The sequence below is a fragment of the Olivibacter domesticus genome, from assembly GCF_900109575.1.
Lineage (GTDB): Bacteria > Bacteroidota > Bacteroidia > Sphingobacteriales > Sphingobacteriaceae > Olivibacter > Olivibacter domesticus.
In genome coordinates, this window is the sequence record NZ_FOAF01000001.1 from 186,262 (window position 1) to 208,809 (window position 22,548).

At 39.4% G+C, this 22,548-nt stretch carries 26 protein-coding genes; 12 read left to right on the forward strand and 14 right to left on the reverse strand.

Annotation, left to right across the window (positions count from 1 at the left end):
* The first annotated feature begins 8 nt into the window (after positions 1–8).
* Positions 9–1,367 carry a RagB/SusD family nutrient uptake outer membrane protein gene (locus BMY50_RS00750; RefSeq protein WP_162276496.1) on the forward strand — a complete coding sequence of 453 codons (1,359 nt, stop codon included), beginning with the start codon at positions 9–11 and terminating at the stop codon, positions 1,365–1,367.
* 1 nt (position 1,368) lies between these two features.
* Positions 1,369–2,946 (forward strand): TlpA family protein disulfide reductase, encoded by a 1,578-nt coding sequence (locus BMY50_RS00755; RefSeq protein ID WP_093316729.1) that lies wholly within the window; start codon positions 1,369–1,371, stop codon positions 2,944–2,946.
* A gap of 16 nt (positions 2,947–2,962) precedes the next feature.
* Here the strand turns inward: BMY50_RS00755 and BMY50_RS00760 are convergent, their stop codons facing one another.
* The 3 genes from BMY50_RS00760 to BMY50_RS28380 form a co-directional block, all read right to left on the reverse strand.
* Positions 2,963–3,247 carry a hypothetical protein gene (locus BMY50_RS00760; RefSeq protein WP_139202155.1) on the reverse strand — a complete coding sequence of 95 codons (285 nt, stop codon included), beginning with the start codon at positions 3,245–3,247 and terminating at the stop codon, positions 2,963–2,965.
* A gap of 43 nt (positions 3,248–3,290) precedes the next feature.
* Positions 3,291–3,755, reverse strand: a complete 465-nt coding sequence (locus tag BMY50_RS00765) for a MauE/DoxX family redox-associated membrane protein (RefSeq protein WP_093316738.1) — start codon at positions 3,753–3,755, stop codon at positions 3,291–3,293.
* 289 nt (positions 3,756–4,044) lie between these two features.
* Positions 4,045–4,200 (reverse strand): hypothetical protein, encoded by a 156-nt coding sequence (locus BMY50_RS28380; RefSeq protein WP_162276497.1) that lies wholly within the window; start codon positions 4,198–4,200, stop codon positions 4,045–4,047.
* A gap of 416 nt (positions 4,201–4,616) precedes the next feature.
* Between BMY50_RS28380 and BMY50_RS00770 the strand changes: the two genes are divergently transcribed.
* Both BMY50_RS00770 and BMY50_RS00775 read left to right on the forward strand, forming a co-directional pair.
* Positions 4,617–5,492, forward strand: coding sequence for a helix-turn-helix domain-containing protein (locus BMY50_RS00770; protein WP_093316745.1), 876 nt, complete (start codon positions 4,617–4,619; stop codon positions 5,490–5,492).
* Positions 5,493–5,675: 183 nt separating this feature from the next.
* Positions 5,676–6,413 (forward strand): SDR family oxidoreductase, encoded by a 738-nt coding sequence (locus BMY50_RS00775; protein ID WP_093316750.1) that lies wholly within the window; start codon positions 5,676–5,678, stop codon positions 6,411–6,413.
* 28 nt (positions 6,414–6,441) lie between these two features.
* Here the strand turns inward: BMY50_RS00775 and BMY50_RS00780 are convergent, their stop codons facing one another.
* From BMY50_RS00780 to BMY50_RS28690, 4 genes are all read right to left on the reverse strand, one after another.
* On the reverse strand, positions 6,442–7,050 hold the full coding sequence (locus BMY50_RS00780) for a cyclic nucleotide-binding domain-containing protein (protein ID WP_093316755.1): 609 nt from the start codon (positions 7,048–7,050) through the stop codon (positions 6,442–6,444).
* A gap of 415 nt (positions 7,051–7,465) precedes the next feature.
* Positions 7,466–8,377, reverse strand: coding sequence for a helix-turn-helix transcriptional regulator (locus BMY50_RS00785; RefSeq protein WP_093316758.1), 912 nt, complete (start codon positions 8,375–8,377; stop codon positions 7,466–7,468).
* A gap of 376 nt (positions 8,378–8,753) precedes the next feature.
* Entirely contained in the window at positions 8,754–8,942 is a 189-nt protein-coding gene (locus BMY50_RS00790) for a hypothetical protein (protein ID WP_093316762.1), read from the reverse strand.
* A 221-nt stretch (positions 8,943–9,163) separates the two neighbouring features.
* On the reverse strand, positions 9,164–9,442 hold the full coding sequence (locus BMY50_RS28690; RefSeq protein ID WP_377533730.1) for a MauE/DoxX family redox-associated membrane protein: 279 nt from the start codon (positions 9,440–9,442) through the stop codon (positions 9,164–9,166).
* 142 nt (positions 9,443–9,584) lie between these two features.
* On the opposite strand from BMY50_RS28690, the gene BMY50_RS00795 reads away from it, so the two are divergent.
* Positions 9,585–10,001: a hypothetical protein gene (locus BMY50_RS00795; RefSeq protein WP_139202157.1), complete on the forward strand. Its 417-nt coding sequence runs from the start codon at positions 9,585–9,587 to the stop codon at positions 9,999–10,001.
* A gap of 61 nt (positions 10,002–10,062) precedes the next feature.
* On the opposite strand, the gene BMY50_RS28050 is transcribed toward BMY50_RS00795, so the two are convergent.
* The 3 genes from BMY50_RS28050 to BMY50_RS00805 all read right to left on the reverse strand — a co-directional run bounded on the left by BMY50_RS28050 (position 10,063) and on the right by BMY50_RS00805 (position 12,075).
* Positions 10,063–10,209: a hypothetical protein gene (locus tag BMY50_RS28050; RefSeq protein WP_162276498.1), complete on the reverse strand. Its 147-nt coding sequence runs from the start codon at positions 10,207–10,209 to the stop codon at positions 10,063–10,065.
* 61 nt (positions 10,210–10,270) lie between these two features.
* Positions 10,271–10,795: an STM3941 family protein gene (locus BMY50_RS00800; protein ID WP_093316771.1), complete on the reverse strand. Its 525-nt coding sequence runs from the start codon at positions 10,793–10,795 to the stop codon at positions 10,271–10,273.
* Positions 10,796–10,797: 2 nt separating this feature from the next.
* A complete protein-coding gene (locus BMY50_RS00805; protein ID WP_093316775.1) occupies positions 10,798–12,075 on the reverse strand; it encodes a TPM domain-containing protein in 1,278 nt (425 codons plus the stop codon).
* Positions 12,076–12,412: 337 nt separating this feature from the next.
* Here BMY50_RS00805 and BMY50_RS27880 point away from each other — a divergent pair, with 337 nt between their 5' ends.
* From BMY50_RS27880 to BMY50_RS00825, 5 genes are all read left to right on the forward strand, one after another.
* On the forward strand, positions 12,413–12,703 hold the full coding sequence (locus tag BMY50_RS27880) for a hypothetical protein (RefSeq protein ID WP_139202158.1): 291 nt from the start codon (positions 12,413–12,415) through the stop codon (positions 12,701–12,703).
* On the forward strand, positions 12,700–13,431 hold the full coding sequence (locus tag BMY50_RS00810) for a DUF2931 family protein (RefSeq protein ID WP_093316780.1): 732 nt from the start codon (positions 12,700–12,702) through the stop codon (positions 13,429–13,431). Before BMY50_RS27880 ends, BMY50_RS00810 begins: the two co-directional genes overlap by 4 nt.
* Before the next feature lie 263 nt (positions 13,432–13,694).
* Complete coding sequence (locus BMY50_RS00815; RefSeq protein WP_093316785.1) at positions 13,695–14,468, forward strand: SDR family NAD(P)-dependent oxidoreductase; 774 nt, start codon at positions 13,695–13,697, stop codon at positions 14,466–14,468.
* A gap of 223 nt (positions 14,469–14,691) precedes the next feature.
* On the forward strand, positions 14,692–15,606 hold the full coding sequence (locus tag BMY50_RS00820) for a helix-turn-helix domain-containing protein (RefSeq protein ID WP_093316790.1): 915 nt from the start codon (positions 14,692–14,694) through the stop codon (positions 15,604–15,606).
* 100 nt (positions 15,607–15,706) lie between these two features.
* Positions 15,707–15,934, forward strand: coding sequence for a hypothetical protein (locus BMY50_RS00825; protein WP_093323400.1), 228 nt, complete (start codon positions 15,707–15,709; stop codon positions 15,932–15,934).
* 255 nt (positions 15,935–16,189) lie between these two features.
* Here BMY50_RS00825 and BMY50_RS00830 read toward each other — a convergent pair whose 3' ends face one another.
* Positions 16,190–16,558, reverse strand: coding sequence for a DUF4260 domain-containing protein (locus BMY50_RS00830; protein ID WP_093316794.1), 369 nt, complete (start codon positions 16,556–16,558; stop codon positions 16,190–16,192).
* Between the two features lie 540 nt (positions 16,559–17,098).
* Between BMY50_RS00830 and BMY50_RS00840 the strand changes: the two genes are divergently transcribed.
* A complete protein-coding gene (locus BMY50_RS00840; protein WP_093316804.1) occupies positions 17,099–17,845 on the forward strand; it encodes a hypothetical protein in 747 nt (248 codons plus the stop codon).
* A gap of 81 nt (positions 17,846–17,926) precedes the next feature.
* Here the strand turns inward: BMY50_RS00840 and BMY50_RS00845 are convergent, their stop codons facing one another.
* Positions 17,927–19,081, reverse strand: a complete 1,155-nt coding sequence (locus BMY50_RS00845; RefSeq protein WP_139202159.1) for an RCC1 domain-containing protein — start codon at positions 19,079–19,081, stop codon at positions 17,927–17,929.
* Positions 19,082–19,521: 440 nt separating this feature from the next.
* The gene (locus BMY50_RS00850) at positions 19,522–20,694 is read right to left on the reverse strand and encodes an FAD-dependent monooxygenase (RefSeq protein ID WP_093316813.1); all 1,173 of its coding nucleotides are present in this window, start codon (positions 20,692–20,694) and stop codon (positions 19,522–19,524) included.
* 88 nt (positions 20,695–20,782) lie between these two features.
* Here BMY50_RS00850 and BMY50_RS00855 point away from each other — a divergent pair, with 88 nt between their 5' ends.
* A complete protein-coding gene (locus BMY50_RS00855) occupies positions 20,783–21,751 on the forward strand; it encodes a helix-turn-helix transcriptional regulator (protein WP_093316818.1) in 969 nt (322 codons plus the stop codon).
* Here the strand turns inward: BMY50_RS00855 and BMY50_RS00860 are convergent.
* A complete protein-coding gene (locus BMY50_RS00860) occupies positions 21,748–22,536 on the reverse strand; it encodes an AraC family transcriptional regulator (protein WP_093316824.1) in 789 nt (262 codons plus the stop codon). The two genes, BMY50_RS00855 and BMY50_RS00860, sit on opposite strands and share 4 nt — an antisense overlap.
* Positions 22,537–22,548: the final 12 nt, after the last annotated feature.

Genomic DNA, 22,548 nt, shown 5'->3' on the forward strand with positions numbered 1-22,548 from the left:
CAATACATATGATCTATAGAAATATACTTCTGCTACCAATGATAGTCTTGCTATTTACTCAGTTGGCCTGTAAAGACGAATGGCTTGATAAAAAGCCAAATAAATCGTTAGTAGTACCAAAACGGGTGGAAGATTTTCAAGCATTGTTGGACAACGTAGAATACATGAATCAGAACCATACAGGTGCTTTAAGTGAAATAGGTACGGATAATTTGATTTTACCACTGGCTGCCTGGCAAACACGTTTACCTGAGGAAAGAAACGCTTACATATGGGGTCCTACTGAGACTTTTTACGAGGGAACCCAAAATGCAGAATGGTTTTATGGTTACGAGCGTATTCAACGGGTCAACATCGTGATTGATGGTTTGAAAGATATCAATGAAAATACTGCTGGTTGGCAGAACGCTATGGGGAGTGCCTTGTTTTTTCGCGCATTTGACCTTTATAACCTTGCTCAACTATTCTGCAAGCCTTGGCTAAATAGCGATAATGCGTCTTTAGGGCTTGTACTTAGGCAATCATCTAATATCAATGAAGCGGTTAAAAGGTCTACATTGGCGGAAACCTATGGCATGATCATCAATGATCTAGAAGAAGCTATCACTTTATTGCCTGATCTTCCTGAAATAAAAACGCGGCCGTCAAAAGCCGCTGTCTATGCGCTACTTGCCAGAATTTATTTGTCAATGGAAGATTATGAGCAAAGTCTATTATATGCAGATAGCTCGCTGAACATCTTCAATGAGGTACTGGATTTCAATGGACTGAATCTATCTGGCAATAACCCGGTAAGCAGACTGAATAGTGAAGTAATTCTTCATTGTCGCTTAGTTAATTATGGTGCTTTACAGTTCAATAGAATGCTTGTTGATACCAATTTATATAGTATGTACGAGGATAATGATCTTCGCAAGCTGGCTTATTTTAGAACGGTAAGTGGGGGTTTTGCTTTTAAAGGAAGCTTTGATGGCTCGGGGATTAATTTCTGTGGTTTTACAACTGGGGAATTACTGTTGATCAAGGCGGAATGTGCGGCTCGTTTGGAAGATTCTCAACAAGCTTTAATAAGTCTTAAAGTACTCCTGGATAAACGATATCTTACCGGTACTTCACCTTCCTTGACGGAATTGGAAACAGAAGGCCTGCTGCTCAAAATATTAAATGAAAGACGGAAAGAGCTTTGCTTTCGTGGTTTGCGATGGGCTGACCTTAGAAGACTCAATAGGGATAGTCACTTTGCAAAAATAATCACTAGGTATTTAGGGGCAGATACTTATGACTTGTTACCTAATGATATACGTTATATACTTCCGATTGATGATAATGAAATACTCCTCACCAGCATTCAACAAAATATAAGATAATATGATAGTTAAATTAATAAAAGCAACTTTATTTGCAGCAATTACAACATTGCTTAGTATCACTGCTTTCGCACAAAAAAATGATAATCTAAAGGTCAAGGTGCATATAAGGAACGCTAAAGCGGGAGACACATTGGTTTTGGTCGTACAAAAAAATTATTTAAGTAAAAGGATATCTGTTTTGGATGAAGATAAAGGTGACTTCTATCAGGGTGTTTTAAATAAAAATAGAGTATGTGAATTTCCGGATGTGCACATTGAAGGGCCTGTCTATATTTCCCTTAGAAAAGATTACCCGCAAGGCGACTTGAATAGCTTGCCGCGCGAGCTTTTTATTAATTATCTGGCATTGCCTGGTGATAATATCACAATTACTGCAGATAAAATTGAGGAGCTTCCCTATAATTTGTTGGCATTAGCAGGCTTGAAGTTTGACGGTAACGGCGCTGCAAAATATCGTTTTACAAGGGATATGAAAATGATAGCTGAAAATTGGAAACAGGATAATGCTAGTATGTCACGAAGTAAAAAGATGCGAGATACACTGACCAGTAGACATTTTAAAGAGCTTTATCCAATTCAGATTGTTGAAGGCCTTGAACGGTGTGAAGCAATAAGAAGCTTACAGCATGAGCAACTCGAATTGTATAGAAATGAAATACAAACAACAGAATACGAGATATTGAGTGCAGATATTTTAGGCGATTATTTATTAGAGAAGCAAAGTATACTTTTTCGTTTTTATTCGAACGACGCTATAGAAAATGCTGTCGAACCTAGTATAAAAAAACATCGAGTAGAAATGTTCAAAATGTTGGACACAATAGAACACAATGATATTTATTCCTTTTCGAGATCTTTAGCGGATGCTTTTGTTAGAATAAAAAGAGTTCAAGCAAACTATCTTATGAAGAAAGATCCTTTTGATCTTCTTATAACCGAACCTGCCAGATTAATAAAAGAAAAGCTACTGACCATTTATTTATTGCAGCAAAAAAAGTTCGTCAATGAGAAAATTGTAGAGCAAACAGCGGAAGCAATTGAATATATAACTAATGAATATTACATAAACCTCTTGAAACAAACCATATATGCACTCGCGCCAGGAGTGGAGGCTGCACTTTTTGAACTTCCTGATGAAGTTGGGAACAGAATAAGTTTACAGGATTTTCGAGGTAAATTGGTATTGATTGATTTTTGGTATAATGGCTGCGGTGGCTGCGCTAGCTACTTTAAGAATGTATTATCCTCGCTCGAAAAGGATTATCAAAATGAAGATGATCTGGTTTTTATAACGATTGCTATTGATAGAGATAAAGAAAAGTGGAAGAAAGCTATCAGGTCTGGCGTATATACTTCTGCTCATGCTGTCAATTTGTACACCGATGGATTTGGTGACAAGCATAGTGTAATTGATGATTACAAAGTCTATAGCTATCCGAGACCATTGTTAATAAGTCAGGATGGGAAAATCATTACATCTGATAGAGGCTTTATGGCTAATGAAGAGTGGGTTCGGAGAACTATTGAAAAGGAATTGGCAATGATAAAAAAAGAAAAGTCGTTACCCCGTATTTAGGGTAACGACTTGCTAATTATTGTTGGTGAGGTGAATCACCGGTCAACGCACTACCCTGGTAACTTGATCCAGCAGGGGGAGCTTCGTTTGGTTCTGGAGAATTTTCTCCAATGTCAAATAAAGCCGAGCATTGTTTGCTCATATCTGGTGTGCAGTCGTCTGATGTACCGTCGACATAAATGAAGTTCGCAGGGTCTGTATCAGTGAGATTGCCCGTTGTACTGTAGTATCGCACAATGTTGCTTTGCACCTCTGTATTTGTAAAAGCGCTTGCTGTAGCGCCTAATCCTACAACCGCCAAGCCTAGGGCGATTTGGGATACTGTTTTTTTGATTGCCATTTCTTTAGATTTTATGTTTTGTATTTTTGTTTAGATAGAGCGCCCATCCTCCTAATAATATGAATATTAAGTTGAATAGGAGATGCTCTTCCCATTGCATGGATTCAATCACACCGCCGCAATGGCACAACCGTTTTTCTGCAAAGGCAAGCATCAGCCCCAGATAGAGCGTGAATATGCCCATCAACCCGGTAGCTAGTTGCAGGCCAAGCCGATTGCATCTTGGAATGATAAGCAATGCACTGATCAGCAGTTCGGCCAGCGGTACACCCCATCCAATCCACACATGCATGCCGCCCACATAGGGTATCTTGCTGATTCCCCTGCTGAATTTCTCCAAATGATGGAGTTTGTCAATCGCTGTATAGCTAAATATAAAAACAAATAATAAGCTGATAATAAATATTATATATGCTTTTGTATTTACAGATAGTTTAAACGATTTTCCCTGTTGCAATTGCTTTTCCATGTTATTTTGCCTTGGTGTTTATTGAATCTTTTGTTGCCTGCAAAGCCGGCATGGCTAACGGTCCGGCTTCCGAAGCCTTCCCGTCTATATAGTACTGGCCATTCACGGCCTACCCGTGAAGAGGGCGAACTTACGGCGGTAAAACCATCGGTGAATAAAACGCAGAAAGGGGAGGTGAAACGGAAAAACAGGATACCGTGAAACAAACACCACATAGATTAGCAAAGAGAGGTAATACCTAAAAAAGGTAAAGAGGAAAGCGGCGAGCGTATTGGTCACCCAGTTCCTGTTAATTGCTTCCTGTCTTAGCATCCACATGTTCAATAGTCTGTTCATGATTCCTTCTTTTTGTTTCTTCCTGCACAGCGCTACCTTGCAACCGCTGCCCTTGTTTAATTTGTTGTGCACGTATCGCTGTGCCCAGCGTCCCTTGTCGCCAATCCACCAATTATGTTGCCAGCACCTGCGGTTTGTGCACACAGCTGGAGTTCTTCGATTGGGGTTCCATGCTGTTAGCTTCGGCGACTTTTCCCCGCGGGGGAACCACGGTATGCTAAGGTGCTCCCCGAGCCATTTCTTTATCTACCCCTCGTTCGCTTATTGCAAATAAAATAGAAAAATGAACGAAAAGACTTATAGTGTTGTAAGTGAACTGCTTATAGGTCTATAATTAGATTGCTTATAGATCTATAAGTGAATGGGGTTCTTGATACGAAGAAGAGCGATTTTTTACTGGAATTTTTTGTAAAAAATATAGGAAAAAGGTAAATTAAACAGTGGACGTTTTTGAAATGACTTGGCAGCTTAAAAGATTAGTGTTAATGCCATGCTTATAAGGTTTGATTTTGTTAATTTTGAAACATGATAACAGCAGAGCCGAACGGGATTTTAGAAGGCGGTACTGATCGCTTTGAACGAACGGGTTTTAAAGTTTACGAGATTACAAAACCCTTAGATTATTCGCTTGCACTCGGCAGACGGGATTTTTATAAAATAGTTCTGGTAATGGGCGATATGACCATTGGCTATGGTGAGCAAAAAATCGACATCAACGGTACGTTTTTGTTTTTTGTCAATCCTAATTTACCCCATTCTGTTGTTGATCATGCTAGGGAAGCTAAAGGATATGCATGCCTATTCACCCACACTTTTATTGCCGATAGAGAACGGACAGCGCTCCTGCAAATTTCACCATTATTTCGGCTGGATGGGATACCAGCCATTCCGCTTAACGATGAACAGGCTACGCTCATGACCGGTATTTTCCAAAAGATGCTAGCTGCGTATCATACTGATTATGCATATAAAAATCCATTAATGGGAAGCTGTTTGGAACTTATCATTCATGAGGCTTTGCGTATTCAACCCCTCCATAAAGCACCAAAGCAAAAAAATGCAGCGGCCAGGATTACGCGGCTGTTTACGGAATTACTGGAAAAGCAATTTCCCATTGAAAGCCCCGCGTATCCGCTTAAATTAAGAACCGCCCAAGACTTTGCCGAAAGTCTGTGTGTACATGTCAATTACCTTAATCGCTCCATAAAAGGAGTTACAGGTAAACCAACCTCGGCTCATATAGCTGAACGGATTGCTGCAGAAGCGAAAGCGCTTTTAAAATATACCGACTGGAGTGTGGCTGAAATTGCCTACAGCTTAGGTTTCGATTACCCCAGCTACTTCCACAAGTACTTCAAACAGGTTGCCGGTACTACCCCTCAGTCGTTTCGTAAGAAATAAGGTTTGAAAAGTATACCTTTTGGTTTGATTCGTTTAACGGAGCAGACAAATCTTAACCCGAAATTTGTGTTATGCCGAGAGGTTGTTAAAACATATCATATGAAACTTGCATGAGCTGCCTACAGAGCGAAATGTATAACTGCGCATGTAAGCATGTCATCATTAAAAAACAAATTTATACGGATGAAAAAAGTATTTATTACCGGTGCCAATAAAAGTATTGGTTTCGAAACCGTGCGACAGCTGCTGCAAAAGGGGTATTATGTTTATTTAGGTAGCCGTAGTTTAGCAAATGGCGAGAAAGCAGTGGAAAAACTCAAAGCCGAAGGTTTAAGCGAAGTGGAAGTGATAGAGATAGATGTAAGCGATGGCGATTCTGTTAAAGCCGCCCGCGCAGCGGTAGGCCGGAAAACGGATGTGCTGGATGCGCTGATTAACAATGCCGGCATCAGCGGTGGTTTGCCGCAAACGGCATTGGGTGCACACATTGAGACATTTAAAGAGGTGTTCGATACCAATGTGTTCGGCGTAGTTAGGGTTACACAGGCTTTTATAGAGCTGTTACAAAAGTCTCCCCAGCCCCGTATTGTAAATGTAACGTCTATTTCCGCTTCGTTTACACTCCAAAATGATCCCTCTTGGAAGTATTATGAACATAAGGCTGCTATTTACAGTCCGTCAAAAGCTGCACTCAATATGTATACGGTTAACTTAGCTTATGATCTACGTGATACCGCATTTAAGGTAAACGCGGTTTGCCCGGGCTATACCTCCACCGACTTTAATGACCATAACGGAACCGGTACTATTGAGGAGGCCGGAGCACGCATTGCTAAATATGCCCTTATTGGTGCTGACGGCCCCACTGGAAAGCTTATCAGTGAGGAAAATTTCCCTGAAACCGGGGAGGCTCCATGGTAATTTTATCCGGAAAATGCATATAGCTATGTCATTTGTTTAGTATACGCATAAGCAAACTGAAATACGATTCATAAATACCGAGGTGGGAAGCCAGATGCTTTTTCAACACGTGTTGTAAGAGTTCGGGATCCTCTTCCAACAAACGCTGAAGTCGCGCTTGGTTTTTCCCACTGCTCGTAGCTGCTTTCCATGCTTTAAAAGTTTTTTGCTGCTGGTTAATGGCTAAACGGATATGGCTTTGCACCTTAGGGAACTTCGCCTCGATGTCTGCTAGATGTTTCCGCTCAAGGGCATAAACCTGGGCATAGCCTTGGATAACAACACCGAAACGGGCTGGTTTCTGTTTATAATAACTTTTGCCATCTCCGATAAGTGCAGGGCTTCGCCATACAAAAGGGGATAGGAGCATTGATTTATAGGGGTATTCCATGGTGCTATAAGCTACGCCGGATAATAAAAAGAAAATACAATTTGGAATGCTGTACTGGGTGAAAAGTACCATGTTCTTGGAAATAGACACCTCTTTAATTAAGGGCACAACATACTTGTGGAACTCCCGTATAAAATCGGGAGCACCGCGATAGCTCTTTGGTAAAAAGTAATCATCTATTAACTGAAGTAAAGTCTGATCATACATCCTGTTCTATTTATGTTTTGCTTTTGTATTCCTTTCTCGGCAGTCCGAGGTTTTTCTATATTTGAGTTATTATAGTTGCACGAAAATTCTTTTAACAAAATTACAGTTATAGCCGACTGTCCGTTATTCCAAATCGAAACCTCATACATGTCTTTTTCGAAACTAAATTTTCTAAAGCGTTAGCTCATTTTTTTAATTTAGACCTTCCATAATCCATACAGCCGCTTATCATTTTCCGGATGTCAATTTACTAACTGTTTTGCATTGACACTTGTAAATTTTGGCACAAATGACTTGTAAATTTCCGGAGGTTTCGGCCTTTTTTGTCTTATTTCTTCAAAATTAGCACTTATTAGATGCTGAAAGGGAGCACTTTTGAAGTGAAAAAGGGGTGTTTTTGTTGGTTTTCGCTAGGTCAAACTCCCGAAGGTGGAAACCCATAATATTTTTTAAACTGTACCGAAAAACTGTGTTGATCCACATAGCCCACTTGCGGTAAAACATCGTTCACTGAAACCTTTTCTTTTAAAAGCTGTAAAGCTTTTTCCATCCGTTTGGCTGTAATATAGCTTTTGATAGTTGACCCATAGGCTTCTTGAAATTTCCGCTGCAAGGTGCGTGCACTCCCTATAAACTGATCAGTGAGTTGTTTTACTTGCAGGTTTGGATTGTCTAGGTTCTCATCGATATAGATTTTCATCAATATAGGCGCTGATAGGGCAGGGCTGCTCAATAAATTGGAAAGATCTTCATGATGTTGGCTCACTAATTGGAGAATGAGGTGATTGATCTTGTTATTCAACTTATTCTTATCGTCAATATTCAAATGAAATAAAGTCTCAATTGTCTTTTTTGTACGTGCGCGTATCCTTACGGCAGGTAGCGATTTAATACCGTGTAGATTTTTAATCATGGCTTCAATAACGGGGTAAATAGATGGAAATAATAATTGGTTATGTTCTTTATGTACTAAGATTTGCGGTTGAAATACGAGGGTGACCGCTTCCACATTTCCTGGGTAAACACGTAACTTATAATCACCTTCGTTATGATAAGTGCAGAGACATTCGCCGGCCTTTATGTCAAGTTGTTCTTCCGTATCAGTTTGCATGGCAATATGGCCTTCCAGTATAAACAGCATAAAAAAGTGAGGATATTTAACACGGTAAGAACCATTGCGCTCTATATTATTGAGCATTCGATAGCGATGGCAGCGCGCGTCCTGAAATACTCTGGATTGGTGTTTTAAGGGCGGGTCACCTCTACGATCAGGAGCTTCTTTTGTACTTGAATTTTTGTTTTTTAATTGAGGTAAATATTTTTCCATTTTACGATGAATTTAAATTCATAATTCTGATTTAACTGTTTTCGTAAAAATGCGGCATTCTATGCACGCTTAAAAGCAAAAAAACGTCATTTTTTGTAGGGTAAAGATAGCTCTTAAGAATTTTGAAAAAGGTTCACCCTGAGTAGACTTTTTTTCTTAATTATTTTTCGTATGGAAGATGTTTTTTTGAAATCATCTTTCTTATGGCGGGCTCACCCATCCGATGTGGTTAGCTTTCCACGCACGGGGCTTGTAGTATTAAGAAGTTTGAGCTGTCACACTTTCTAGATCATAGTAAAATAGGGCCGTAGTGCCTTCACCCACTTCACTCTGTATATCTAAACTGGCGTTTAGCGCTTCGGCTCGGCTACGTACATTACTGAAGCCCAATTCTAGCTAAGCGTTTAACTAGACCGAAAGCGACAACTGCTTTTACACTGTCTTTCTTCTCGCCGGTAAAGCGCTGCATCAGGCTATCAGTAACCTTTTGTTGCTTATTTGAGCCTTGTGTAAATCCGGCTTCTGAACAAAGAAGTATAATAAAACAGAAAAAATAACGCTTCATGTTTTCAGGTTAAATAGGGGATAAAGTTTTAGCAAAAATATTCATTTGAACGATATTTATGGCATATGTTTTACATGAGTTGCTTTTCCCATAGTTGCACTCAATTAATGTATAAACTAACTTATATCGGTCGGGTAGGCTCAAACCCAACTATTTCTTGTCCTCAAATATTGCCTTTTACCTCCTTTTTTCTGTAAAGAACTCTAATAAAATCCCTAAAACTAAATGTTTAGTTTATTATATAATAATTTAATAATGAGAAGTATAAATACTCCATTTAATAGTAATTGTTCACTATAGTTTCCATATGGCAAAATGCAGCTGCAGCTGCAAGGAATTCTGCCAAAAGCATTGTTCATCCCTAGGATAATATAAAGGCTGAACAGACTGAGTAACAACAAAGATGCCTTTAAACCGATCGTAAGCAAATCTAAAAGCTGTTTCAAGCAGGCTTTTGGAGGTCTCCTGCTGAAGGTAAACAGGGGGTGAAAAAGGGGCACCCCTGTCTTTTGTGAAATTTTTTTTTTGTTTAGTTTCTTTATTTATAGAAAAATAAGCATATTTGGTTAAACAACAACATAAGAAAGAATCTATACCCCATTTTTGCTAATGCTCTTTAAAACTACCATACTATTTTTGTTTATGCCACTCTATTGGAGTGCAACTTTTGCTCAAACGAATAAAAAAGATCAATCATTTAAAAATACTACGCTTGCTGTGCCGATAGAAAAGGCTTTTGATAAGACGGTTGACTACCTGCAGGCGAATGAAATGTTCATCTCAACCATGGATAAGCAGGCTGGATTTATACAGGCTAAGGCATTTATGAAGGATAGAAAAGTTTTGTCGGCTAAAATGGGTGACCGATATACGTTCAATTTTATCTTACGGCCTGACGAGGCTGAAACGAGTCTTTCATTAAACATTTATGTGGAAGAATATAATTTCGGCGGCGACGTGAAAAGTAGATCCTACTATTACGAGGACAAGGGTATATTAAAAGATAAGAATACTTACCAAAATATCTTAGTGGCTTTACAAGATGCAGTAAAAGAATAGCGTTACTATAAATTAAAGTCTTTTCATCTGTTTAGCTATTTTTAAAAGCGAGCCCCTGATCTTAATGACCTAGCCGCTGCTTGCTTAAGCGAAAATAGGCACCGCTATTTTCCTGTGAAATGGCTTCTTCTAATAGTCGATCTTGTTGTTCCCGCCAACGATTAAAGAAACCCATATAGTTAAAGTTATAATTTATAATCAATTCCATAAACCGTTGTAGACAAGATTTTTGTCGTTCGTAAAATGCCAATTGTTTACCTTTTCTCTTTCTACTGACTTAGAGAAAAGCTATTTTTTGCTGCGTACTCCGTCAATGTTGCTGTTAACTCATCATAGGTGGCATTGGTCTCTATGTATGAAATTCTTACGGTTCCTTTTAACGATTTTAGGAAGGTATCCCGCACAAAAAAACTTTTCATTCTGGCGGCATATTTTTCAGGGTTTTTTAACTTCACATCTATCAATTTCGTAGAAAAATAGATGTTTTCCACATCCTCCCATGCGATCAAACTGGCTGCTTTGGCGATAGGTGAAGTATTTGCCCTAATGCCTTCATCAGAAATATGGATAGCTGTTTCATGTTCTTTTTTTGGAGCGAATTGTAGTTTGAAGAATACGACGATGCCTAGCACTGCCAGAAATATTCCACCAACTAGCACGGCTAATATGATCGGGTCTGCCCATAGCCACATATACAGGGCCATTACTGCACCCAGTGCACCCAATCCTAGAAACTGCAATGCCATTTGCTTTTGCTTGCTTTTACTGTAGGAAAATGTTTTCTTCCGCATCATTTTTATTTTTCTAAAATTTCAAATAACAAGGTACATCCCTCTACGCAAATGAGGTCGTTTCCTTCTTGCTCGTCCAATGGGACAAGGTATAGTCTTCTTTCTTTTTTGTTGAAATGATAGTGGTAGTTGTAATAGTCATTCATCTTGAAAATCGCAAATGCAGGTTGTTTCCCGGAGTACGTTTTCAGCGCTAAGATGTGTTCTGCTGAATCTATGTTGAATGTTCCTGCCTCTTTGCCATTGATTGAAAAATGATTTTCCTGAAAAGACAAGGTATCGTTAGGGTCAACAGCTGTATAGGTCCGTTCCATCGGGTGAAATTCCTGTTTCAAAATCCATTGATAGCCGGTAAATATTTTTCCATTTTTCACGGCCGAATTTTGCGCTATTTCGTCTTCTATCTGTGCCAGCAAAGGCCATACATCTGATGAAAGGAATTTTTTACCGGGATGCCACCAGTACACTTTTTCGGGCTGCATTTTGGGATGGATAAATGTTTGCTCGGGTGTAGGCTTTTCAAAATACACAAATTGGTATTGACTGCCGTCATTATCCCGAATGGTCATTTCATAATAGTCTTCTTCTCGAAAATCTTTCAGCACAAAGGATTGCTTTCTTGAGGGCCCGAGAAACACATCCAGCGAAGTGAAGTGGTACGAAGGATTATCACTATCAAGATTTCGGAATGTCTGTGGCGAACCGTTTTCTAACACAAAAGTTCTTATCTTTTTAAAAATGGAGGGGGTAAAGATAGACGACACGATGGTGAAATCTTCTTCTTTCATTGCTTTTTCTACATAACTGATAATGGTGTTCAGCCCGTTTAGGGTGCCTTCAAAATAGTTTCCATCTTTGAATTTTGGGATAAATTGTTCATCAATGATTTTTTTGGTGGCGGCATTACTTAACATTTTTTCTATCCCATAGCCGTTTTCAATGCGCATTTGACGCAGTTTTTTGGAGATGGCAATTACGATACCGTTGTTTTTCCCATGTTCACCTGAAGCATAAGAAGTAAGATTATTGAATACATAGTTGTCAAAATTTTCTTTATTGGTATGGCGGTCGTCTATGGTGACGATAGCAATCTCTGCAACTCCTTTTTCCCAGCACTGGCTAACCATACTGTCTAATTGCTGTATCTCACTTGAGGTGAAAATATGCTCATGATCAATAATCCGATCTTTCTTTATCACAAATGGTTGCGGTGCAGGAGTTTCCTGCGCCAACAGGGTGGTGGCTAAAAAGCAATAGCACAATATGATTAGGAGATAACGCATTTAGTATGGTTTATTTTTTGTCCTGAACAAAAGTCAGCAGAAACAAATGAAAAAGGGAGCTATACTATGCCACAAATCATATACATCCTATTGCATTTGTATATATAATCTATCTACGTAAATTTTAATAAAATGAATTTCAATGGATTAATCTACAAACCTAAACGCTAAATCATCCCTCATATATAGTTCAAATAGCTTATCCGTTTTGATATTGTATTAATACTCCAATAATCGCTTACGCTGTAGTGAAAAGTACAGATAAAAATTAAACTTGTAGATTTTGTATCTTTAGCTCCATAAAAAGGGAAGTGCTATCTTTAAAAAGAATAATAATGTGAACTCATCAATAAACAACAAAGCCATTTCGGCGTTCTTGATCGGATTGAATTTCGTATTGTTGATAGCCTATCTCCAATACGGTTTTGTGACGGAAGACGAAGGAATCCGTAATCTTTACCTATCAATAGTATATATCTTTATCACTTGTTTGGCATCCTGCATCTACTACCGACAGAACTACAAGACAGCCCTTTTTTGGATTACGATCGTCGTTTCAATTCTTTTCGTTATAGCAACATTGTTTTATATGTATATCTCCGCATTAGGTAAAGCCGATTGGAAATGAAACGAATAAACATTTTTAATAAAGCCTTTATAGCCGTTACGGTGATTCTAGCGATTCTTTTCGCTCATAAAATATACTCCTACAAGTCATGGAAACGGTATTTTTATACGTCATCCGTATCCAATCCGGAAGCGTTTCCTATCCATATCTTTGGCATTTGGTTCATTACGGAAGACGTGGAACGGAATGGAGATTTTTACAAGGACAGGGATAACATAAATTTATTCTATTCCGACTGGGGAAGGGGAGAATCCTATGAAGCTTATGCCCCTGAATTCATGCCACAAAGCCTATTTGTGGAATATATGGATTTTCGCACCAAAAAATATTACCTAGATACGATCGCACTGCCTAAAGAAAGGATGTTTGCGCTATTTAGTGCGGCCAAGAGCAACAATCAACTTACTGACCTTTCTTACGGACGCCGAAAAATGGGACTGGAATTCCATGTAGGTATCGCCAATGAGGGCAATATTATCGTTTGGCTCCTCGGAAATAATTACCAAGTGGAGCTTTATCGAAAACAGATCGATGCCAAACCATTTCCAGATCAAGTCATTTCATCTAAAGATGCAAATCCGGATGTAGCTCGTAATAAGGAAGAGCGTATCAACAGCTTTTTTCATGAAATACCCGACAGCGTGAAACGTAAGATCATGGAACTGGATATTACCGGTGTACAATATAAAGACAGCATACCGGTATATTTTGATCATATCCAACCATGAATGCGGTAGTTTATTCATGTTGTCTATATATTGGTGGGTATTTGCTTTCGCAGGATTCAGGTCCTAACTGTATTCCCTTACAACTGCCTCATTACTGAATTAAGGGCATTAAGCGGGCATAACTTGAAAGGAGAAGATAGATAGATCTAGAGACAATAATTTCTTAAGATTAGGGAATTCAGTTACACTTCTCCTTGATTCGGTTACAGGCATTCAGCCCTGAATGCAGACCTTTGTTTTATTAATGGTTAAGGATAATTCTTATGGAAAATCAAACAGCGTTAAAGAACAATAAGCAGCCTGTTGCATTGGTAACCGGTGCTAATCAGGGTGTTGGGAACGAGATCGCCAAAGCGCTTGCAGCGAATGGCTATCGGGTATATGTAGGTTCACGTAACCTAAGCAATGGTGAAATAGCAGCTCAGGAGATCGGTGAGCATGCACGGGCGATCCAGCTGGACGTGACGCAGCAAGTATCTATAGATGCTGCTGTAGCACGCATCGGTCAGGAAAATGGTCGTCTTGATTTGCTGGTGAACAATGCAGGTATATCGCATGCCGGAAAACCTGGCCGCTCGTTGGAGGAGGTCTCAGCGGCCGGCACTGCGATCCGGGCATCGTTAGACGAGGTGCGCGCCGTATGGGAAACCAATGTGTTTGGCGTCATTGCTATGACGCAGGCAGCATTGCCATTGTTGCGTAAGTCTGACGCGGCACGTATTGTGAATGTATCAAGCGGCTTGGGATCGCTTACATGGATATCGGATCCAGATTGCTGGGCGCGGGAGCATTTTGGTGTAGTTTATGCCGCATCAAAAACAGCACTAAATGCCGTTACTGTTTCCTTTGCCTTAGAACTGGAGAAAGAAAATATCAAAGTTAATGCTACCAGCCCGGGTTTTACAGCTACGGCACTGAATAACTTTCAGGGAACGGATAGTCTGGAGGTTGGATCGCGTGAACCGATTCGCGTAGCGCTGGAAACTGATGGTCCTACCGGTCGTTTTACTGGTCCGGAAGGACCTCTTCCTTGGTAATTGCCCATCGATGACAGGTAAGGAGGCAACTAATTTTTTTGACCGCTGTGTGAAATATACAGCGGTCTTATTTGTTACCTTACCACATGAAACCCTTATGACTTACAAGAGCAACACAGGGGGATGAACAGATCAAAGCGGTTACTTTACCAATAATGAAAAATTTAACCAGATGAGAACTATATAAATTACCATTAATAGAAGGATATAAATAATTATTAGCATGAAAAATCAACGCTCAAAAGTTGTTAAACTGGAGTCTATAACCGAGCTGCATCGTAGGCTGGAGCTTCCGGGACCTACGCATCCGCTGATCAGTTTGTTGGATGCTACGGAAGGACAGATCAACCTAAGCCGGTTGCCTTCAAGTTACATAACGGGCTTTTACAAAGTCTCCTTTATAATGAAGCTGGGTGGCAAATTTCGGTACGGCCAAGGCTATTATGATTTTGACGAGGGGAGCCTGCTTTTTACTGCACCTAACCAACTTGTGGGCAGTACGGCAAATTACGAAGGTAATAAAGGTTATTCATTGATTATTCATCAGGATTTTTTTCAAGGCTATCCGATTGCAACGAAAATTAAGCAATACGGTTTCTTTGCTTACGCCTCCAACGAGGCGTTGCACCTTTCTGAAAAGGAGCGGGAGATGGTGTTTGCCATTTTTACCATCATTCGGGATGAGCTCAATAGCCAGATTGACGATTTTAGCCACGAGGTGGTGATTGCACAGATTGAATTGTTGCTGAGTTATGCGAAGCGTTTCTATAAACGCCAATTCTTAACCCGCCAGCCGGCAACAAGCGATCTGCTGGAGCGAGTGGAAGAATTGCTGAATAATTATTTTGAGGAAGGGAAGGCAATAAAGCAAGGCATGCCAACCGTACAATACCTCGCGGAACATTTAAATTATACCTCCAATTATTTAAGTGATATGCTGCGCTCACTCACTGGCCTGAATGCGCAACAGCATATCCATGAAAAATTAATTGAGAAAGCGAAAGAACTGCTTTCTACCACCAGTTTAACGATCAGCGAAGTGGCATACGAGTTAGGCTTTGAGCATTCGCAATCATTAAGCCGCTTGTTTAAAATGAAAACGCAGCTGTCTCCTATGCAATTTAGAGCAGGCTTTTGATAAACATCCGCCGTTCCAAGTTTAAAGGCAGGGGATATCTCGAAAAGACATGAACTTATTTTACGCTGAAACGTTAATTTTAGAAAGTAAAAAGAGTATCATGAAGCATCTATGTAATACTAGCAAAATTGGAAGTGCGGTTGTTGGACAAGCCGCAGGCGGTCGAATAGCCCTTGGGGCAATGGCTGTCGGAGCATTGGCTCTTGGCGCGGTAGCTGTAGGGGCACTTGCAATAGGCGCGCTCCGCATAGGCAAAGGAAAAATTGGTAGATTGCATATCCATGAGTTGCAGATTGACAAGTTGGTTATAAAAGATCAGAAACTCTAGTGCCGCAGCACGCTATCGCTAGCTGTAAAAGCCTCAAAGAGGGTAAGTTAGGGGCTAACTAGGTGCTTTCTTCGAAGGTTTCTCGAGTAGTTATCAGGTTTTGACTAGGTTTTTACCAGATATTGGCCAGGTTTATCTGGTAAAAACCTGGTCAGATCTGGTCAATATCTGGTAAAAGGTCGAAATTGATACGAAGTTAAGTGGTAAATTGTATATTGCAGCTGATGTAATTGTGAAAACGAAGGCTTTTAATTTTCAAGGCATTTCACCCTTGGTATTGCCAATCCAGCCCAGATGCGTGTGTTTAAAATCATCGCTAAATTTCAATCCATAGCCCAGTGCCCGATCCATAGCGGAATGGCCAAACAGTATGATGCCTGATAAACTGAGAGCCTGATTATCCAACCAATAACCTAAAACCAACACGGCAATGGCCAGTAACTTATGATGAAAAAAGTTATAGAGCCCGGCACCTACCCGCGGGTTGATCACATACCCCAACATGGAGAGGTCCGGCAAGAGTAAACAGGCGGGAAAAACCCACCAGCTATACTCCAGTTGACTGAACATAAACATGGATAATAAAAATTGCCCCAGTTCTTCTAGTTTTAAAAGCCTATTCATATTTAATACCTGATATGGTTATACATTATCCTCTACTCGTCATAAATGTAGTACTTACGCAGCTATTTAAGAATTAATTGCAGACTTATTGATTAAGCTTCATTTGTTCAGGCTAGCGAAATTTATCATGATATTTCCATTGGAATCGATTGTGTTTTTATATGCGATCGCATATAATTTGTTTAAAATTTTCATTTTTATACCCGAAAGAATATAACATGCAAACAATTCGCGCTTTTGTAAAAGCAAAACGAAAGGCCACTTAATGTTAAACCAATGGACCATCCAATTTTTCTGTGGGTCCTTATTTAATATGGCCATGGCTGGCAAAGCTGGTTTTTCTTCAAGCTTTTCTTGTAGCTGATCTATATATTTAAAGATGAGTTATATGTTTTTATCCTGCCCCTATTGGAAATTGTATCGCCAGTTATATACAATGTCTATACATTTTGTAAATAGCGGTTGATTTGATGGACACGGATGAAACATATTTTGTTATTTTATAAATGAATCTATGCTGTAATAGAATATTTTACAACAATGGAACCTAATAATAATTTGTATGTAGTAAAGTTTATTTCTCCAATTCGGGCGGTAGTATTTATGGTACTATGGTGCGGTATATCAATTGTCGGTCTCTTTGCTAGCTATGAGTGGCTGATAAGCGAAGAGTTAATACCTTCTTCAACATGGACAGGGGGGGTGTTATTATGCTTTGCTACCTGTCTTATCGGAATTGGATATTTGCTTACTTGGAAGGTGGCTTTAGGGATTGTAGCGTTGCGGGTAGACGGCGAGGGAATGAAATGGAGTTGGCATCGACGGTATTATTTGAGTTTGGCTAAGAATCGCGGGGTTCGTTGGGAAGAAATTGATAACTATGTATTCCAGCCTGATTATCGTTATGAACAACTAAAGCTTAGATTGCGAAGTGGCAAGACTATTCGATGGTATCATTCATACGAACAAAAGGGAGATGATTATAGCCTGTTTGTATTTGGTTTCAAAGATCAGATTGCACAGAGAGCCTTGCAATCAAATGCAGACGTCAGGCCAATTGCTATAGGAAAAACCTTCTATGAAACCAAGCTGGCAATGGTGTTGCTGATCTTATTGGTGGCCGTCTGTCTGGTGTTTTTAGCAGCGTCGTTATTTATTGCCAAAAAAAGAGTGATGTCCTTTGGCATCTTAACATTAATGGGAAGCGGAATGTCTTACTATGCTTATCACGTGATCCAGGCGCACCGAAAAAAGCGAAGTGGCGTTGCTCATAAAATAAAGCGCTAGATCACATGACCTACGGTGACCTCATAATTTGGCTAGTAACGCACTAGGTCATACATGAACGGAGGGTATGACCTTTGTTTTTTAATCGGGTAAGATCATCTCTTGCCAGTCAGCAATAAATGGTTCGTCTGATGGAGCTATTTCTCGTTCTTCGTTTTCTCCGGAAATGTACCATGCTCCATTGCGCATCATCGCTATACGGATGCTTTGCTCGCCATTTGCCACAATATTTATACGATCATTTAATGGGGTGAAGCTATCCGGAGCAAGGAGATGTTCGTATTCGGCAGGAGCATCAGGCGATGAACCTCCTGCAGCCCATAATGAATGATCTGTTTTCAACAGTAAGGAGGTAGCACCATGCGGGAAAACATGCAACACCTGCTCAGCAACTTTAATCGGCCCAGGTGCGGGTTGTTCCCGGTTTCCTATACCGAGCGAACCGTTTACATTGGCACCGAAAGACCAGGCCGATCGGTCTTTTTTAATAAAGAGAATAGTATTATAACGTGCTTTAACTTGTATAACGTCTTCTGCAAATTGCTTAAATCTTTTTTGGTCGGATTCGGATGCGTAGCCTAGTTTATCGTAATTGTTTCCACCGGCAGACCATAAAGTACTGTCGGTTTTAAGCAAATATAGTGTGTTGTAACCGGCAGCAACCGAATGTACGCCTGAGGCGATTTGCGTTAAAGGGCGGCGGGCATTATAGTCTGATGTGCCATCGCCAAATTGACCGTTTGTATTTATTCCCATAGCCCATACCGTGTTATCCTCCTTAACAATGGCTACGTAACGGACACCTGCCTGAACCGATCGGGCATTGTCAAGTACTTTTTCGATAGGTTGCGTTTGAATGGGTTTGGTGAGGTAGTTTGGTGTGCCCCACACCGATTTATCCGTTTTGAGATAAAAGAGACTGTTGCCGTCTGAAGTAACTTGCAATACGTCTTGAGCTATTTTATAATAACCTTTTTCATTGGTTTTTGGATCGTTGTTAAAACTCCGGCCTCTTCCCCACAAAGTGTTATCAGCAGTTATCACAAAGGTGTGTGCTCCTGAAAGGTATACTCGAACATACCCGGGTGCGTCTTGCCACTCATTCACAAATGACGGTTCTGGTGCATCCTCATCTTTATCCCGGCAGGCAAATAAAAAAGCCGATATGGACAGGAGGATGAGAAATATGTGAGCCAAGCGGCGAATGTTTCTTAAGTTGTAATACCTTATGCGCATAATATTTTTGTTTTTAACCCAAACGCTGCGTTTAAAATTGGGCCGAATACAAAAGTGCACAAGCTGATAAATAGAAAGAAAGAGTTCGTTTAACAAACTATATACATAAATGATTAATACTATATACAAGATATCTACCAATACCTATCTTTCCGCAATTTGCCAATTGTTGCAGTACAGCGGCTCCATTTACGTGATGATCTCTTTACAAATTAGCCAATGGGACAATTGTCCCATTGGCCGAAAAATCAGCACTGTACCCCGAATCTCAACACGACGCGGTGTACCCATAGTGAGTATAGCCTAGCCGTGGGATGTAATAATCTGAATACAGCTCGTCAAAATATAACTCCAATAAAATTGGGAAATTTATTCTGAGGTAAAAAAAGACTGGGCAGTCGTGTTATCCTAAATTCTGTTGAAAGTATATCATAGCTTCTTTAGTTGCGTATAAAGTTTTCCTGATCTTTGGTTAAAACAATTGGTTCTGTCATTATTTTTTGAACAGCTTTATCATTAGCAGCCCGGAATCCTTTAACAAATTTCTCCAGATCAGCTTCGCTTTTAGGCAGAAAAGATGCCGCATTATTCTTTGCATTGGTTCGAAATTTTTCTACTATAGGCTGCATCAACGTATTGTAGCTATCACAGGCGGTTAAGATGTCATCTGGGTATTCTGCTATCAAGTGCGCCAATGCCTTTGCCCCATATATAGACAGGGAAGCTCCCATTCCTGATAAAGCAGTCGGACAATAACCTGCGTCTCCCAACAAAACCAAACGACCATTATGCAGGTTTGGAGCATTTACCATGCCCATTTTGTCCATGAAAAACAAGCCATCGTCCAAAAGATTTTGCAGTAATTGCTTTACTTCCGGATTATAATCACCAAAAGAATCTTTAAGAATAGATGAAGCATTATTTTTGATATAGCCAATGTCTTCGGAGCTACGGATATAACACTGAATGGCTATTTCGTCCGCTGCTATAGGATAGATGTGTAGTGATCTGTTTACATCTATATAGACCTTAAATACACCAACTTGTTTTTCGTGGTTTTGTTTTAATTTTCCTCCTACATAAAGCGTATTGAAATCTTCTAATTGGTAATTGGTAAAATACCGTTCTCTTGTTGAGGAACGCAATCCTTCCGAGACAACTACTAAATCAACATGTATCGAATTTCCGTTTGAAAGTGTAACTTTTGTCATATCCGATTTTTCTTCCAGTTGTGAAATCGTTGTGTCAAAAAGCACATTTACATCGTTTTTGACCGCTTCATACAGGACGTGATGTAATCCACCTCGACTTATTAGAACGGAACGTTCAATGTTTGTATGCATTTTATCATAATCAATGCTTTGAATGATCTCCTCATTAGTTTCTACAAAATGAACCGTTTCAGAGGGTGATGATTCTGCTTGTAGATTTTGAGTTAGTCCCAATTCGTCCATAATTTTTACACCAAAACTCTTGAGGGAAATAAGAAATCCCGCTTTACTGAATGAAGGCGATCTGTCAATTACAGTAACGTTATGACCTTGTTTTGCCAAAAAATTAGCTGCTGTTAAACCAGCAATTCCTGCTCCAGATAATAAAATGTGTTTTTTCATTTTCTTACATTTTTAAATTGATATTGCAAATATATTTATACTTTTAAGGCTAAAATAGCTTAATAAAAAACAAAAATAGTCCGATAAGATGAGTGATAATATAAAAAAACAAGAGATGTACTATTGGGTGGAGCGTTTAGGAGTTTCGCTTACAACATCCAAACCTGAATTGGATATGCTTTATCTCAATGAGCTTAAAATCATAGATTTAATGCCGGAAATGTTGGTTATGGTTCGCTCTGTTGTGGCAAAGGAAACATTTTCTATTCGGCGAAAACCGATAACAGCTTTTGAAAATGGAATATCAATTTCGTTCCAAAATATCATCAATTCGCCATCAAAAATAGCTGTCAAAAACAAACAGGTATTAGAACAAACACAGCCACACGTTCGCATTATTCCGCTGCACGTTGAAAGTGACGTGAGCTTTCCAAAAGATATAAATATTCAGCAGGTAACTATAATTGTAAGTCTAGATTATTTAAAAAGCTTTATCGGAAAAGACCATATAAAATTCGATTATCTTTTTAATAACGAGAAAACGCTTTGGATTGAGGAATTTATGTCTCCGGAAATAGCAGAAGTGACCAATGAGATTTCGATTACAAAGATATCGAATACGTTATCCGATGCTTACTATAGACTAAAATCGCTTGAACTATTATTTTATTTGTTTAAAAACCTATCAAGAAGGGCAAATGTTGCACACCAGCATCTATCAAAATATGAACTGGAATCTGTTTACAACGTACGGGATAAAATCGCAGCTTCGATAGACAAACCTTTTCTCCAGGAAGAGTTAGTGAAGTTAAGCGGTATGAATGTCATTAAACTCCGGAAACTTTTCACGCAAGTATTTGGTAAAGGCATGTATCCTTATTATCAGCACTTACGCATGCAAGAGGCGGCAAGACTTTTACGTGAAGAACATCTCTCTGTTTCTGAAGTCGGTTACCAGTTAGGTTTTAGCAATTTAAGTTATTTCGGCAGATTATTTGAGAGACATTTTGGATCCACACCGAAGAAATGGACTCAGAATAATATGAATAAACATTAGTCCCCTGCCATTCCCTTAAACTCAGTAGGTCTCATATTGGTCAGTTGATGAAAATTATTGCTAAATGCCGATATATTTGAGTAGCCAATTTCATAGGCTATCTCTGTCATGTTTAGATCTGTATCTTTTATCAATTCCATCGCTCTGATAATACGCAGCATCTTTAAGTATTGAACAAAAGTGATGTGCAATTTCGTTTGGAATAATCTGGTCAAACTTCTCACACTCATTCCTGATTGCTGAGCAATAATATCTAAACTTAGATTTTCATTCAACCGATTTCTAAAACTGTTGATTATGGCATTAAGTCGTTGATCGTCCGTTGTGGGAAGTTGAATGGAGAATTTTTTGAGATTTTCCTTTGATAATACTCCTTTAAACGTTAATAAAAATTCAAATTCCCATGAACCTTTAAAATAATCACCTTGCCATTTCTCGCTAAAGGAGAGCATTTCTGCCAGAAGCTTACTAACAGGATAAATACCGAGTTCATCATAAAAACGATCCGCTTTTTTGTTTGGAAAGTAAATATTGATAATGTACAAATCCTGTGTGTTAAACATCAGGTTGTGCGGATAATTTTTTGGTATCCAGATATAATGATTAGCTGGAATATACAAATCCTTTTCGTCTGTTTGTAGGTAAGCAATTCCTCCATAAACCAATAATAATTGAGCCTTATCATGCTGATGAGCAGGCAACCGCTGTTCCGTTTGCTGTCGCATCACGAGGATGGAATCGGGATTTTGATCCACAATTTGTATTAATTGGCTAAGAATTTCCATATGGCTAAATAT